This is a genomic window from Cupriavidus sp. 01L46, from assembly GCF_056399905.1.
This window is the reverse complement of record NZ_JBFTSF010000282.1, coordinates 1-15,245: the sequence shown is the minus strand read 5'-3', so window position 1 is coordinate 15,245 and position 15,245 is coordinate 1. Positions and strand designations below refer to the sequence as shown.

Below are 15,245 nucleotides of genomic sequence, written 5' to 3'. Positions count from 1 at the left end.
GCGCAGTCCTGCTGCCTTCCTGGCGGAGGGTACGGTTGGTCATCCTCGCATCAACGTGTACGCACTGCAGTGGAATGGCCCGGTTGCATGGCCATTGCTCGCCGCGTGGCTGGAGAACCTGGCCGGTTACCTGGAGGCGCGGTTGCTGCGAGTCAAGGGGCTGGTTGTGGTGGAGGGATGCGACGAGTTGTTGCTGATCCAGGGTGTGGGGCAGCATTTCGATACGCCGCGGCGTATCGGCGCGGATGATCCATCCACCGGCAGTATGGGTGGGCGGCCGTCGAACCTTATCATCATTGCCCGCGATACTGAAATGACGGAGATMCGCGACATCGGGCCGGCGCTGTCGATGCCGTGCCGCCTGTCGATGATCCGATCGCCCGGCGCCGGCAGTGCTCCGGTCCGGCTGGCGCGGCTGCAGGAGTAGGCCAGACAAGTACTGCAAATGAAGAAACGCCGGACGGGATACCCGCACGGCGTTTTTCACTTGCAGCCCGGCGTAGGCTTCAGCGGCCCGCGAGGCTTTCCAGCGGCTGCCACTTGCCCGACACCACCTTGTAGATCGTGATGCCGCCTTCCTTCAGGTCGCCATGGCTGTCATAAGAGATTTGCTGCGAGGTGACGCCGGCCATAGCGGTCGACGCCAGCGCGGGCAGGTAGCGGTCCGGCTCGGTCGATCCCGCCTTKACCATCGCCTTCATCATGGCCATCGCGCCGTCGTAGGCATAGGGCGAATACGTCTGCACCGGCGAGCCGAAGCGCTTTTCATAGCGTTGGCTGTAAGCCTTGCCGCCCGGCATCTGGTCCAGGGGCAAGCCTGCTAACGAACAGATGGCACCCTCCGCCGCCGTGCCTGCCAGGCGGATGAAATTGTCGGTCTTCGACATCTCGCCCGAAACTAGGACCGATTTCATGCCCAGCTCGCGCATCTGCTTGGCCAACGGTGCAGATTGCGCCTCCGCGCCGCCGTAAAACACCACGTCCGGGGACAGGCGCTTCAGGTTGGTCAGCACGGCCTTGAAGTCGACCGCCTTGTCGTTGGTGAATTCACGGCGCACGATAGCGCCGCCCGCCGTGCGCGCAGCCTTCTCGAATTCGTCTGCCAGGCCTTGGCCATAGGCCGTGCGGTCGTCGATGATGGCGATCTTCTTCGCTCCCAGCTTGGAGACCACATAGGCCCCCACCACGCTACCCTGCTGGGTGTCCGAGGTCATCATGCGGAAGGTGGTCTTGAAGCCCTGGCGCGTGTACTCGGGCGCCGTGGCCATGGAGATCTGAGGCACGCCGGCGCGGCTGTACACCGCTGACGCTGGGATGCTTGTGCCGGAATTGAAGTGTCCGAGCATCCCCTTGATGCCGCCATCGACCAGCTTCTGCGCTACCACCGAGCCAGTCTTGGGATCAGCCTGGTCGTCCTCGGCGGCGAGGGCAAAACGGACCTCGCGTCCGCCGATCTTGGGATGGCTGGCGTTGAAGTCCTCCAGTGCGAGCGTCACCCCGTTCTGCATGTCCTTGCCGTACTGCGCCTGGCCGCCGGTCATGGGGGCGGCAAAACCAAGCCTCACTTCCTGGACCTGCGCCTGTGTGAACGGGCTGGCCAACACCAGCGTGGCTGCGGCGCAGGCGCTCAACGTGATGCTTCGATTGCAATGCTTCATCTATTTCTCCTTGTTTTATTGATGGGTGGTGCTACGTACGCGGTCACGGAATCCCAGCGTTACGCCGAGGAAGCTGACGGCTGCTGCCGCGATGACATAGATAGCCGGCGCCATGGCGCTGCCGGTGGTGGCGATGAGCCAGGTGAGGATCAGCGAGGCGAAGCCGCCGAAGGTCATCACCGCGACGTTGTAGGCAACCGAGAGTCCGGTGGACAGGATCTTGGTGGGGAATATCTCCGAGAACGCGGCGAGGATGGGGCCGGTGTATCCGGCAATCAGCACACCGAACACCGCCTGGAACAGGATCAGGTTGAACTGGGTCGGCGCCGACACCACCAGTGCGAACATCGGATAGGCGATCAGCAGGATCCCGCCGGAACTGAAGGCCAGAAGCTTGCGGCGTCCGATGCGGTCCGACCAGGCGCCGACGAAGGGAGACAGTATGGTGATGATGAGGCCGCCTACCACGCCGGCGATGAAGGACATCGACTGCGGCATCTTGAGCGTCTTGACAGCGTAGGTCGGCATGTAGAACAGCAGCACGTAGATGCAGACCGTCCACAGGATCACCATCGAGAACGTGGTGAAGGTCTCGCGTGGATAGTTCAGCAGCACTTCCGTGAAGGGCTTCTTGACCTTGTCCTTGTTGGCGAGGAAGGCCGGGGTCTCGTCCACGCCGCTGCGGATGTAGAAGCCGATGGGGCCGATCAGGATGCCGAGCAGGAAGGGAACGCGCCAACCCCACGCCTTGACCTCGGCCGGCGTGAGYCACAGCGTCAGTACCGTCCCCGCGAGCGCACCGAGTACCACCGCGAATCCGATGCTGCTCTGGATCCAGCTTGCGTAGTAGCCCTTCTGGTCCTCGGGCGCATGTTCGGTCAGGAAGGCCGTGGCGCTGCCCATTTCCCCACCGGCCGAGAAGCCTTGCAACAGGCGCGCGATGATGATCAGCACAGGTGCGCCGATGCCGATCTGGTCATACGTCGGCGCCAGCCCGATCAGTGCCGTGCCGGCCGCCATCAGCAAGATGGTCAGCGACAGAGCCGCCTTGCGGCCCACGCGGTCGGAGTACATGCCAATCAGGATGCCGCCGATCGGTCGGACGACAAAGCCCACGCCGAACGTAGCCACCGACAGCATCAACGAGGTGAGCTCGTTGCCGGTGGGGAAGAACAGTTGCCCGATAGTGATGGCAAAGAAGCCATACACCATGAAGTCGAACCACTCGAAGCCATTGCCCAATATCGTCGCCGTGATTGCGCGCCGCCGGCGCCTGGCCTCGTCCGGCGAGGCCGCTATTGATGCTGTCATCTCCATTTTCGTTTCCTTTCCTCTGGCAGTTTCGATTTCCGCCGGCCACTGACAATCCTGACCGGCCTGTAGCGGCTGCTTGCAGCGCTGCATTGCATTCAATAGCAGTGCGGATGGCATTCCTATCTACGTTTTGCAGGAATCGTCGAGGCAGTCGTCCATCACTGAATAGGAGTCCTCAACACTGGTGCGCCTTGATGCTTGTTTGTGGTGCGATCGCCGGCGGCGCGAACGATTGCGTAGCTTTGGCCGGTTGCCTCTCCAAAGGGTTGATGGCTAAGGGCACTGGCGTCGCCGTCTGTGAACAGGTTCCGCAATTCGATCGATACCGGAAGAACTTTGATGGCGTCTCTGCACTTCGCTGGTGCGTGTTCTGCATCAAGAACAGGGAATCGCATTTTTTGCGAAAGACCGTGCGATACATACGAAAGCAATGCCCTCATTCCCTATCTGGTGCAGGTAGTCGCGCGGCAACGCCGATCCTAAGATGATATCGACCCCCGCTATGGGGCGACGGCTACCCTGAAACGACGAAAGTCCAGAGAAAGTGAGGACAAGAGATGGCAGTGGATACGAACAAGCAGACGGCGCTCGCGAAAGCGCGCTCGGAACATGTGGCGCGTGGTGTGGTGACCGCCCACCCGATCTTTATCGAGCGCGCGCAAGGCTCGCACGTGTGGGATACAGAAGGCCGTAGCTATCTGGATTTCGTCGGCGGCATCGGCGTGCTGAATGTCGGCCACAATCACCCGCGTGTGGTGGAGGCGGTCAAGAAGCAACTCGACCGGCTGAGCCATGCAGCATTTCAGGTGGCCGGCTACGATGTCTACATCGATCTGGCCGCGCGCCTGAACGCACTGATCGGCGGCGATGACGTCTACAAAACCGTATTCCTGACCACCGGCGCGGAAGCTGTGGAGAATGCCATCAAGATCGCACGCGCTCACCGCAATGCGCCCGGCGTGATCGCGTTCCGCGGAGGCTTCCACGGCCGCACTTTGCTCGGCATGACGCTGACCGGCATGAGCACGCCTTACAAGCAGAACTTCGGGCCGTTTGCCGGCGACGTCTACCACACGCCGTATCCCGATCCGTATCGCGGCTTCAGCGGCGACGATGCGCTGCGTGCCCTCCACGAGTTGTTTGCTACACAGATCACGCCCGAGCGCGTCGCCGCGATCATCATCGAACTGGTGCAAGGCGATGGCGGCTTCCTCGCCGCGGGCGAGGATTTCCTGCGCAAGCTGCGCGCCCTGGCCACAAAGCACGGCATTGTCCTGATCGCGGACGAAATTCAGACCGGCTTTGGACGCACAGGCGAGCTGTTTGCCTTCCAGCAGGCCAACATTAAGCCTGACCTCGTCACCGTGGCCAAGAGCCTGGCGGGCGGTTTGCCGCTGTCGGCCGTCGTAGGCCGCGCCGACATCATGGACGCGCCCGAGCCGGGCGGCCTGGGTGGTACCTACGCCGGCAGCCCCCTGGCATGCGCCGCCGCGCTCGCCGTGCTCGATTTGTTCCAGAAGGACGGGTTGCTGGAACAGGCCAATCGTCTGGGTGACGTACTGCGCACGGGCCTGGAAGAATTGGCACTACGGCACGCCGAGATTGGTACCATTCGCGGTGTGGGGCCGATGCTGGCGCTGGAGTTCGTCAAGAACGGCGATCCTATGCAGCCCGATGCCGGCTTCGCCCAGCGTGTCATCGACGCTTGCCGTGAAGGTGGCCTGCTGGTAATCAAGTGCGGTGTGCATCGCAACAATGTGCGTCTGCTGGCGCCATTGACAACGATGCTCGACGACGCGCGCGAAGCCGTGGCGATTCTTGGGCGAGCCATCGAGACGGCCCGTGCGCACTGAGGCGCGGCGGGCTCGCCCACAATAGCAAGGACATCATGGAAAGCGAGATTGCGGCAAAGTTCGCCGGCAAGACAGTATTGACGATCGACGTCTACGGCACGCTGATCGATTGGGAGCGGGGCATCTGCGATGCGCTCGGCCCGATCCTGCGTGACCGGGGGCACTCGATCGGGGATGACGACATGCTGGAGCGCTATGCCTGGCACGAGTCCGCCCTGGAAGCCGGCCCCTACATGACTTATCGAGAGATCCTCGAAGAGGCATTACGGCGCATTGCCGGGGACCTGGGTTTCGAGCCCAACGAGGTCGAACTGGACGCATTCTCGCATTCCGTGGGTGACTGGCCTGTTTTCCCGGATTCCCATGACGCGCTGCTTGGGCTGCAGCGGCGCTTCCGACTCGCTGTCATCACCAACGGTGACGATGAGTTCTTTGCGTTGTCCAACAAACGCCTGGGAATCGAGTTCGATCATGTCATCACCGCGCAGCAGGCGCGCAGCTACAAGCCCTCGCTGAACAATTTCCACGTTGCGCTCGGCCGCATCGAGACACCGCGGTCGCAGATTCTCCACGTCGCGCAGAGTCTCTTTCACGATCACGTCCCGGCGCAGGCGCTGGGCCTGCAGACGGTATGGATCAATCGTCGTGTCGGCAAGCCAGGATTCGGCGCGGTGCCCAAGGCCAACGCGGTTCCGGACGCGGAGTTCCCGGACATGCGGTCCTTTGCGCTGGCCATGCTGTGAAGTGCGATGGAAAACTCGCGACACGGTTGATCCGCCCTGTGTTTTTGATAGCGGCGCCGCCGCGATAGAATCGCCCGCTCACGAAAATCATGGACATCTCGACGGCACTAGTTTCGACGGTTCTGCGCAGCGCACGCGTGGTGGCAGGACAAGGCGCCCTCACGAACGAGATCCGCTGGGTCCATATGGTAGACCACCCAGACATCGCCGCATGGGTTCAGGGCGGACAGTTGTTGCTGACCACCGGCTATAACTGGCCGCGCGACGAGGCATCGGCCCGCGCGCTGATCCGCGCGTTGCGAGAGCGGGATCTGGCGGGCGTCGTGCTGGCAGTGCCGAATTTCCTCGAGCATTTCCCCGAAGGGTCCGTGGAGGCCGCCAACGAAGTTGGGCTGCCGCTTCTCGAACTCGACTGGGYGATTCCGTTCAGCGCGATTACGGAGGAAATCCACTCCAGCATCATTCGCCGCCAAAGCGAGCTGATCGAACGCTCGGACGAAATTCACCGCGCGCTGACAGACGCCGCAGTGATGGCCAACACGCTTGGCGACCTGGCGCACGCGCTGAGCAATCTATTGGATCGCAAGGTCAATTTTGTCGATACCGACGGCCTGCTCCTGGGGTCGAGTGAAAGCGAACAGAGTGATGGCGMGCTGGCAAAGAAGGAGCACACCTATTTCCGCGTGCTGAACAATCGTCTCATCCTGCGCCAGATACTGGACAGCGTGAGCCCGGTCCTGATCGATGCGCAGTCAGAGACCGGCATGCCGCGCAGGCTCGGCTGCCCGATCCGGATCCGCGGGGAGATGGCTGCCATCGTGTTCGTCGACGAAGGCGACAGTCCGCTTGGCGAACTGGAGATTCGGGCGGCGGAGCGTGCTTCCATCATCGGCGCGCTGCATCTTGCGCATATGCGGGCACTGCATCTTCAGGAAGAGCGCCTCGGTTACGCGCTAGTCGGCACGTTGCTCGAAGGCAAGTTCGAGGAAACCCCTTCGGCTCTCGAGCGTGCACGCGTGGGTGGATGGAATCCAGCAGGTGAGTACCGAGTCTGCCTTGTATTGCTTGACGAACCACTGCCGCTCTCACGGGAAGGCTTTTTGCGCCGGGAGCGCTGGGTTGAGCGCTTGCGCAAGTATCTTGATGGTCTTGGCGAGCCACCTTTGATCCTCGTATCGCTGAACCAGATTACCTTTCTGTTGTCTTCGCAGTTCGAATTGGAACCCCTGTGGCGCGTGCTGGGCAGCCGTGGTGCGGCGCTGGCTGTGAGCCGCTCGCATAGCGGTGTGGCTGGTATGGCCCAGGGCGGCAAGGACGTGCAGTCGCTCCTGCCGCTGCTCAAGCCTGGCAAGCTGCATCACTTCCAGGAAGTGATGTTTCCCCGGGCGCTGATGGGCGATGCTGGCGCGCGTGAGCTGTTCATCGGTAGCAAGCTGGGTCCGCTCATGGCGGACAAGAAGAATGAGTCGCTGCTGGAGACGCTTGAGGTACTCTGCTCGGAGGGATTCCAACTGGCAAACACCGCCCGTCGACTCGGCATACACATCAGCACGCTGCGCTACCGCGTGGAACGCATCGAAACGCTGCTGGGTACTCCGCTGGAGGACCAGGGAAACCGGTTCGAGCTGCAGGTGGCGGTTGCCCTGTATCGGCTTTCCGAAGAATAGAACGCATGCTCTCTGTGGCACGGCCTTGCCATCATCTGGCTCGGTGCGCGATCGCATCGGCCATCTCATTGAATCTCAACGACCAGGAGTCATGCATGAGTGCATATGAAGCATTTGCGTCCGTCGACATGCGTGTCGGCACGATCGTTCGCGTCGAACTGAACGAGAAGGCCCGCAACCCGGCCTACAAGATGTGGATCGATCTGGGGGAGCTCGGGACGTTGACGTCGAGCGGGCAGTATGTGAATCGCTACCAGGCCGAGGAACTGGTCGGCAGGGTTGTGGTCTGTGCCACCAACCTGGGGGAGCGCCGAATCGCCGGCTTCCTGTCCCAAGTGCTTGTGATGGGGGTGGAGTCCGAGCCGTCGGTGGTGAATCTGTTGACGGTGGATGGCAGTGTGCCGAACGGCAGCAAGGTGTTCTAAGTTCACTGAATGCACTATGGCCTAAGCCATAGTGCATGCTCTCAAGTATTGATGCCGACCATGCCGTACTCCAGTGCTTCGCCGACACGGAACACGCGGTTCAGATCGCGCGAGAACAGATAGGCGGCGAGGCCGTACGGCGTGTCGTTGGCGCGGCGGATCACTTCAGTCTCGCTGTCGAAGCGGAAGAGTGCCGCCACCGGACCGAAGGTCTCCTCGCTGGCCACCAACATCTCGTCGGTGGCGCCTGCAACCACGGTTGGCTGGAAGAACTGCGCACCACGCTCGGTGGATTTGCCACCCAGCATAACCTGAGCGCCCTTTGCCACTGCGTCGCTGACGTGGTTCGTCACTTTGTCCAGCGCTGCCTTGTTGATCAGCGGGCCGATCGTCACGCCCGCCTCGGTTCCAACTCCGACGTGCAGCTTCTTCACGTTCTCCACCAGGCGAGCGATGAACTGATCGTAGATCCCTGCCTGTACGTAGATCCGATTGGCGCAGACGCAGGTCTGGCCGCTGTTGCGGAATTTGCTGGCCATCACGCCGGCCACGGCGGCGTCGAGGTCTGCGTCGTCGAACACGATCACCGGGGCATTGCCTCCGAGTTCCATGCTCACGCGCTTGACGGTGTCCGCGCACTGGCGCAGCAGTAGTTTGCCGACATGGGTCGAGCCGGTGAACGTCAGCTTGCGCACGATAGGATTGGCGGTAAGTTCACCGCCGATGGCTAGCGGCCGGCCAGTCACGATGTTGAGCACGCCGGCGGGGAAGCCGGCGCGCTTGCCGAGTTCGGCCAATGCCAGCGCCGAGTAGGGCGTGAGCTCCGAGGGCTTGACCACCACGGTGCAGCCGGCGGCCAGTGCCGGTGCCAGCTTGCGGGTGATCATTGCATTGGGAAAGTTCCAAGGGGTAATGGCCGCACAGACGCCCACCGGCACCTTGCGCACGACGATCCGGCGACCCGCCTGCGTAGCCGGGATGGTTTCGCCATAGGCACGGATACCTTCCTCGGCAAACCATTGAACGAACGACGCGCCGTACAGGATCTCGCCGCGCGACTCCGCCAGCGGCTTGCCTTGTTCTAGGGTCATTAGCAGCGCCAGGTCGTCGACGTGCGCCAGCATCAAGTCGTGCCATTTGCGCAGCATGGCCGCCCGCTCGTGGGTGGTCAGCGCGCTCCAGGCGGGCAAGGCGCGATTCGCAGCCTCGATGGCGGCGCGGGTGTCCTGCTCGTCGCAGTCGGGGATGGTACCCAGCGTAGCTCCGGAGGCGGGATCAACTACGTCGAGTGTTTGGCCGGAGCGAGCATTTGCCCACTCACCGCCGATAAATGCTTGCTGGCACAGCAGTGCCGGGTCCGTCAGTTTGATCATTTCGAAATCCTGGTGAGGCGGCCGCGGCCGCCGCGGCGCTGCCTGTCGATGGCATGAACCGTCGGCAGGCAGCCTAGGGGAAGCCCTTCAGCCACTCAGTTCTTCAGTTCTTCCTGATGCGCACGTGCCAGCGCGGCCATGCTCTCAAAGCGGAAGTCATACTTGGGCGTACCCGGGGGAGGCATAGTCGCGCCCCAGCCCTTGTCGGCGTGGCGGCGGTCGATCCAAGCGGAGGCCAGGCCAAAGCCGTTAGCAGGCGCGTGGTCGTGGAACAGGCTCTGCGCCGTGTGCAGAATGTCTGCCTTCCCGAGGCCGTGATCCTGCTTCAAACGCGCAAGCATGTATTCGAAATTGCGCGGACTCGGCTTGTACGAGCCAATGTCCTGGGCGCTGTAGATCGCATCGAACTCCACGCCCAACCGTGCATTGCTGGCGCGGAAGGAGACGCGGTCGACGTTGGATAGGATCACCAGCTTGAAATGCTGCTTGAGGTAGCGCAGGGCTTCCACCGAATCGGGGAATTCGGGCCAGTCGTGCACCGATGCGCCAAAAATGTTGGCTTCCTCGTCGGTCACGCCCACGTTCCAGGTGTTGGCCAGGCGGCGGTACACCACGCCCAGCAGCACCGAGTAGGCCAGGGCCGGTGTCAGGATCTCTTGGTCGGCTTCATGTTTCGCGTAGACCTCCAGGATCTCGTCACGTGAATTCGCGGTCAGGCCGGCCTTCTCGATCAGCGGCCGCAGGCCGTTGAAGATGCCGGTCTCCCAGTCGATCAACGTGCCGTAGCAGTCGAAGGTCAGTACTTTGAAGTCTTTGAGTTTCATGGTGGCTCCTGGTTAGAGAGTGTCTGCGACTGCTTTGTCGAGGGAGAATCGCAGGATTTGGATCAGTGTATCCACGTCGGCCTTGGTGTAGTTCAGGGCCGGAGCGAATCCGAGAATGTCGTCGGAGAAGGCGCGGAAAACCAGGCCTTCCTCGAGCGCGTGCGTCAATACGCGTTCGCCGAGTCGATGGTCTTTCGATGGCTTTTGCTTGGTGGTCTTGTCGGTCACCAGTTCTACGGCCGCCAACATGCCGCTTCCGCGCACCTCGCCCACATAAGGCAGCAACTCAAGTGCCTTGAGCTGATCGAGGAAGTACTCGCCGATCCGTACGCCGTTGTCGAGCAGGCCCCCGTCGAGGTAAAGGTCGAGCGCGGCGTTGGCAACGGCGGCACTGACCGGATGGCCGGAGTAGGTCTGGCCGTGGCCGAAGGCTTGACCTTCGCCTCCGTCGGCGATGGCACTGTATATCCGGTCGTTGATCAGGGTTGCGCTCATGGGCGCGTAGCCGGAAGTGAGGCCCTTGGCGAGCGTCAGGATGTCCGGGCTCACGCCTTCTCTCTCGCAGGCGAACAACKGACCAGCGCGACCGAAGCCGGTGATGACCTCGTCGACGATCAGCAGGATGCCGAGACGGTCGCAGGTGGCCCGCATCGCTCGCAGGAAGCCGGGCGGAGGCACGATTACGCCGCCTGAACCCTGGATGGGTTCGCAGATGAAGGCAGCCACGCGTTGCGCGCCGATCTCCTCCACCTTGGCCTCCAGCGCGCGGACCGTGCTGTCCAGTACGGCTGCCGGTTCGGGGCCGGCCGGATGGCGATAGGGGTACGGTGAGGGAATGTGGTGCTGGTTTGCTGCCGGCACGTCGAAGTAGCGATGGAACAGCGGCAGCGCGGTCAAGCCGCTGCCAGTGGTGGAGCTGCCGTGGTAACCACGCTGCAGCCCAATGAAATGCTTCTTCTCGGGCTGGCCGGTGGCGTTGAAGAAGTAGCGCACGACGCGGATTGCCGTATCGACGGCATCGGAGCCCCCCTGACCGAACAGTACCCGGCTCAAGCCTTTCGGCGCTAGTTCGGCCAGCCGCGCGGCAAGACGTATGGCCGGCTCGCTCGCAAAGTGGAAGTAGCCGGTGGCATAGGGCAATTGTTCCAACTGCCGCGTTGCGGCTTCGACCAGCGACGCCTGGCCATAGCCGGCATTTACACACCACAGCCCCGAGAAGGCATCCTGTACTCGGCGGCCTTCGGTGTCGATCAGGTGGACACCTTTGGCGGATTGCCAGATGCGTGCGCCGCGCGCTTCGTGTTGGCGCAGCGGGGTGACGGGATGCACCCAATGGGCGCAGTCCTGCTCGACAAGCGATCGTGAATTCGACATGGTCGGTCTTCTCTCAATGGGTCTGGACGGTAGGCGAGGGAGCGTCGGCCGGCTATGCGGTGGTGTTGGCGGCGCTGTCCAGGGCCGGCAGCACCTTGCCGGGGTTGAGCAAGTTGCGGGGATCGAGCGCACGCTTGACCTTCCATGCGAGCTCGAGCTCGGTGCGGCTGCGTACCGCCAGCAGTTCGTCGCGCTTGGCCACGCCCACGCCATGCTCGGCGGAGATCGAACCGGCAAGCGCAGTGGCGGCGTCGTCGATGATGCGCGTGATGGCGTCGCCGTGGACCTGCAGGTAGGCCTCTGCCTCCGTCTGAGCCGGGCGCAGCGGGTTGAAGTGGACGTTGCCGTCGCCCATGTGCCCGTAGACGATCATCCGGGTGCCGGGTGCTTGGTTCAGCACCGCAGTGGTGGTGGACGCGATGAATCCGGGGATGCTTGATAGCGGCACGGAGACGTCGCAGCGCACGCTGCCGCGTGCCTGCGTCTGCGCATCGGAAATCTCTTCGCGGATCAGCCAGAAGTCGGCAGCCTGCCGATCGCTTGAGGCGAGCGCCGCGTCGGCGATCCAGCCCTGTTCCCCGGCGTCGGCTAGCGCGGCGCAGAAGGCGTCGTCCGCGCTTGCCTGGTCGTCGGTCGACGAGGATTCGACCAGCACGTACCAACCATGCGTGCTCGGCAAGGGCGAGGCCTGCCGTCCGAGATGCGCCAGCACCAGGTCCATCGCGTCGGCGGAGATCAGTTCGAAGGCGGTGACGTCATTGCCGAGCCGCCCGCGGAGGTAGCCGAACAGGGAGAGTGCCGCTGTCGGGTCGGGGACGCCGAGGAAGGCCATGGATACCGAGCGGGGGCGGGGAAACAGCTTGAGTACGGCTGCCGTTATGATCCCCAGCGTGCCTTCGGTGCCGATGAACAGGTGCTTGAGGTCGTAGCCCGCGTTATCCTTGCGCAAGGCGCGCAGCCCATCCCATATCTCGCCATTGGGAAGCACCACCTCCAGCCCGAGCACCAGATCACGCATGTTGCCGTAGCGAAGCACGGCCGTGCCGCCGGCGTTCGTAGAGAGGTTGCCGCCAATCTGGCAGCTACCTTCCGAGCCGATGCGCAGCGGGAAGAGGCTTCCTGCCTCCTCCGCGACACCGCGTGCTCGGTGCAGGGTCACCCCGGCCTCGAGCACCATGCTGGCGTTGACGGCGTCCACGGAGCGCACGCGGTTCAGGCGCGCCAGGCTGAGGATTAAGGACTGGCCACTGCCATCCGGCACGCTGCCGCCCAGCAGGGATGTGTTGCCGCCTTGTGGCACGACGGAGATGCCCTGCTCATAGCAATAAGCCATGACCGCGCTGACTTCGGTCGTGCTGCCCGGCCGTGCCACCGCCAGTGCCTTGCCGCGGTAGACACGCCGGTAGTCGGTTGCGTAGGGCTCGGCATCGGGACCAACCAGCAAATTGGCTGCGCCGACGATAGTGCTCAAGTGATCTAGGTGGTTTTGCGGCATGGTCACGCTCCGGCGTCTCGCTTTTTGCGAGTGAGTTGAGTTGGATGGGGGTGGCCTTGATGTTCAGCGTTAAGTGACCGTACCCATTCCGATATGACACAAGCTTATTGCCAGAACGCCTAGCGCGATATGTACGAGTAATAGGGATTCGCGTGGCCGCTTTCCGATGTTTTGCACAGTGGACCAGTGGCCGGGGGGGGCGAATCTGGTGCATGTCATCGAGGTGAGGGGTTAGATGTCGCCTGACATGACGCCGTCGGAACGTCAGTTGGCCGGTGGTGCATTGCCCAGTGTTCTCAGGCTCCGCGGACCCGCCCGCTAGTCAGTTGGCGACTCGCGCGCGATTCCCTTTGGGGTCGAGTACGCAAGATGCTTGAAGTCCCTTCCCGGTGAACTTCAGCCTTGTCATAAAAAGTGCCGAAATGCTCACCGAGGTTGTTGGTGGCGCGGGCAGAGACGATGGGCCAGTTGGCTCAGGCAGCCGTCGTCGGTAGAGTTTGGACTTTCACCGTGCATGTATTAGTGCAGCGCGGCGCCGTAAGCGCCTATTGAGCTACTGTTCGTTCATGTCGCCATTGGGCTCTGGACCGCATGCGCCGGTAGGCTGCCCAGAACAATACTCGCAATGGACGCCCAGCATCTCCTGCCATGATCGTCTCACAGCGCTCCGGGGCCAGATCAACTTTGACACCGAGTTCTGCGGCTGCCGCGTAGCATAGGATGCGATCTCTTGTCACGCTGGTGCGCAATTGTTCGTCGATCACGGCGCACAGCATCTCCGGGTACGCTGTCGAGTTGCCACATCTTGCCGCCTGTGTCGCGCGGTGCTCCAGATGTCGGCTGAATGCGTGTACCTCCTGAAGAAGGTCTGCAAATGCCGATGCGGGATTCTGATTCTGCAAGGTCATGCTGAGAAGTACTAGGTGGCGGTAGCCTGGGAACTCGAGATATGCGCAGCGCGCGGACTTGAGGCGCGCGATGGTCCTAGGTGGGTCATAGCCTAGCAAGGACCAATGCGCGAGAAGTCTACGTCGAGGACTTGTGCGTTGCCTACGTAGGAAAAGTAGGACTGAACGCGAGCGACCACCTTTCCCGATCAGGTAGGCGCTTGCCGCCCCCTCCGAGACATCGGCCGACAATCCGACCTTCGCAAGCAGGCGATAGAGCGGCGGCTCTCGAATGGCAGACTACCGGAACTGCCGCATGGAGCTTCGCTTCGCGTATCCCCTCAACCTTGCCGAGTTGTAYGAGGTGCCGTCACAGTAGCCACCCGGCTATCCTAGGCGAGTCGAGTCAGTTTAACCTCGGCAAGGTATTCGTTTTACGGGGGCAAGTTCAGTGGTGCGAGCGAGACCACATAAAAAATTGTGTCTAACCCACTACCGTCGTTGCTCAATTATTCAGTATCCACCTCTGGCCACAACTTCGGAAAGAGGAATCTCAGACTCCTCAATGGCAGGGAAAAATTGAGTGAGTCGCGGTGTGATTCTGACTGCAGAATTCCGAAGTCAAGAAGGCTGCGAGTGATGCGCCGAACCGTCGTGTCGCTCTCACCGAGAATCTGACCGAACTCTGCTCGAGATAGGGGGCGCATCATCGCGACCGATTCCAAGGCCAAGACAGTCTTCTCGGGTTTAATGACCGATTTCTCCGAACCTATTAGCCAAGGATTCGTGTCAAGGTAAATCAGCAAGTCTCGAAGTCGTGCGCGCAAGCCATCGAGCTCCATCATCTTAAGCATGAAATTCACTTGGTCCAGGCAGCATTCGAGGAAGTAGTGCACGAACTTGACCAGTTCCTCCTGCGACAGGTTTCCTCGCCCGTCTAATTCATTGCGTCTTTGTTGGTCTGCGGAGGCCAGGCGCAAGTAGTACTCCTGATGCGTCCGAGCGAATCCACGTAGTGGTGACCAAAGCCCATCCGTCAGTCCAGAGGCGTGAAGAGTGAGATGCGAGTGGAGGCGGCAGGCTCGGCCATTGCCGTCAATGAACGGGTGAATCCAAGCCAGGCGATGATGGGAGCAAGCGGCAGCAATCAACTGGTGTTCGAACCCCCTGATGCGCGAGTAGCGAGTACTCCATTCTTCGAGTAACCGAGGAATAAGCGCGACTGGCGGAGCATCGTGCGTGCCCACGCTCACGACCTTCTCCCGAAACTCACCAGGATGAATTGGTTCTCCCTGTTCGGTGAATCGAAACTGAGGAGGCATGCCCTCGAAGAACAGCTGATGAATGCGCTGTACCTTACTTGGGGCGAACATCTGGGCGGTATCTTCTCCTTGCCACTCCACCTCCAGTGCCTCTTCGGTTCGGATGTGCGCAATGGCCATGAGCTGCTTCTTGTACTCCTCCTGGTCTTCCGCGTAGTGCTTCTTCAGCGCTTGTTCGATGCTTTTCGGCGTTGTGTGCTGGCCCTCAATCTTGTTCGAATAGTATGAGTTCATGCTCCGCAACAAAGGTGCCAGCGCTGCCGCGACGGGCCCGCGGCCGTTTGTGAGCAGTGTTCTTGCCTTCTTAGCC

At 61.9% G+C, this 15,245-nt stretch carries 11 protein-coding genes and 1 pseudogene; 5 read left to right on the top strand and 7 right to left on the bottom strand.

The annotated features are described in order from the left end of the window. On the top strand, window positions 1-427 hold a 427-nt coding region (locus tag AC1DS3_RS31540; RefSeq protein ID WP_477128678.1), incomplete at its 5' end, for a CobW C-terminal domain-containing protein. A gap of 79 nt (window positions 428-506) precedes the next feature. Here the strand turns inward: AC1DS3_RS31540 and AC1DS3_RS31535 are convergent. Further along, entirely contained in the window at window positions 507-1,658 is a 1,152-nt protein-coding gene (locus AC1DS3_RS31535; RefSeq protein WP_441641162.1) for a branched-chain amino acid ABC transporter substrate-binding protein, read from the bottom strand. A 15-nt stretch (window positions 1,659-1,673) separates the two neighbouring features. Next, the gene (locus tag AC1DS3_RS31530; RefSeq protein WP_477128677.1) at window positions 1,674-2,975 is read right to left on the bottom strand and encodes an MFS transporter; all 1,302 of its coding nucleotides are present in this window, start codon (window positions 2,973-2,975) and stop codon (window positions 1,674-1,676) included. Between the two features lie 554 nt (window positions 2,976-3,529). Between AC1DS3_RS31530 and AC1DS3_RS31525 the strand changes: the two genes are divergently transcribed. The 4 genes from AC1DS3_RS31525 to AC1DS3_RS31510 all read left to right on the top strand — a co-directional run bounded on the left by AC1DS3_RS31525 (window position 3,530) and on the right by AC1DS3_RS31510 (window position 7,660). Beyond that, window positions 3,530-4,825: an aspartate aminotransferase family protein gene (locus AC1DS3_RS31525; RefSeq protein WP_441641160.1), complete on the top strand. Its 1,296-nt coding sequence runs from the start codon at window positions 3,530-3,532 to the stop codon at window positions 4,823-4,825. A 35-nt stretch (window positions 4,826-4,860) separates the two neighbouring features. Continuing rightward, window positions 4,861-5,568: a haloacid dehalogenase type II gene (locus AC1DS3_RS31520; protein ID WP_441641159.1), complete on the top strand. Its 708-nt coding sequence runs from the start codon at window positions 4,861-4,863 to the stop codon at window positions 5,566-5,568. Between the two features lie 89 nt (window positions 5,569-5,657). Continuing rightward, complete coding sequence (locus AC1DS3_RS31515) at window positions 5,658-7,235, top strand: PucR family transcriptional regulator (RefSeq protein ID WP_477128676.1); 1,578 nt, start codon at window positions 5,658-5,660, stop codon at window positions 7,233-7,235. Between the two features lie 95 nt (window positions 7,236-7,330). Next, window positions 7,331-7,660, top strand: a complete 330-nt coding sequence (locus AC1DS3_RS31510) for a tRNA-binding protein (RefSeq protein WP_441641157.1) — start codon at window positions 7,331-7,333, stop codon at window positions 7,658-7,660. 47 nt (window positions 7,661-7,707) lie between these two features. Here the strand turns inward: AC1DS3_RS31510 and AC1DS3_RS31505 are convergent. The 5 genes and pseudogenes from AC1DS3_RS31505 to AC1DS3_RS31485 all read right to left on the bottom strand — a co-directional run. After that, a pseudogene (locus AC1DS3_RS31505) lies at window positions 7,708-9,033 on the bottom strand (NAD-dependent succinate-semialdehyde dehydrogenase); the annotation flags it as partial. Between the two features lie 95 nt (window positions 9,034-9,128). Further along, complete coding sequence (locus AC1DS3_RS31500) at window positions 9,129-9,857, bottom strand: haloacid dehalogenase type II (RefSeq protein ID WP_441641155.1); 729 nt, start codon at window positions 9,855-9,857, stop codon at window positions 9,129-9,131. 12 nt (window positions 9,858-9,869) lie between these two features. Further along, window positions 9,870-11,231, bottom strand: a complete 1,362-nt coding sequence (locus tag AC1DS3_RS31495) for an aminotransferase class III-fold pyridoxal phosphate-dependent enzyme (RefSeq protein ID WP_477128675.1) — start codon at window positions 11,229-11,231, stop codon at window positions 9,870-9,872. 52 nt (window positions 11,232-11,283) lie between these two features. Beyond that, complete coding sequence (locus AC1DS3_RS31490; RefSeq protein ID WP_441641153.1) at window positions 11,284-12,726, bottom strand: FAD-binding oxidoreductase; 1,443 nt, start codon at window positions 12,724-12,726, stop codon at window positions 11,284-11,286. A 1,396-nt stretch (window positions 12,727-14,122) separates the two neighbouring features. Next, window positions 14,123-15,245, bottom strand: a 1,123-nt coding sequence (locus AC1DS3_RS31485) for a Fic family protein (protein WP_477128674.1), incomplete at its 5' end; no start/stop codon positions are given.

What these genes read in the sequence shown, in the direction of transcription:
- AC1DS3_RS31525 (WP_441641160.1), top strand. Translation starts at nt 3,530, where the DNA reads ATGGCAGTGGATACGAACAAGCAGACGGCGCTCGCGAAAGCGCGCTCG.
- AC1DS3_RS31520 (WP_441641159.1), top strand. Translation starts at nt 4,861, where the DNA reads ATGGAAAGCGAGATTGCGGCAAAGTTCGCCGGCAAGACAGTATTGACG.
- AC1DS3_RS31510 (WP_441641157.1), top strand. Translation starts at nt 7,331, where the DNA reads ATGAGTGCATATGAAGCATTTGCGTCCGTCGACATGCGTGTCGGCACG.
- AC1DS3_RS31500 (WP_441641155.1), bottom strand. Translation starts at nt 9,857, where the DNA reads ATGAAACTCAAAGACTTCAAAGTACTGACCTTCGACTGCTACGGCACG.
- AC1DS3_RS31490 (WP_441641153.1), bottom strand. Translation starts at nt 12,726, where the DNA reads ATGCCGCAAAACCACCTAGATCACTTGAGCACTATCGTCGGCGCAGCC.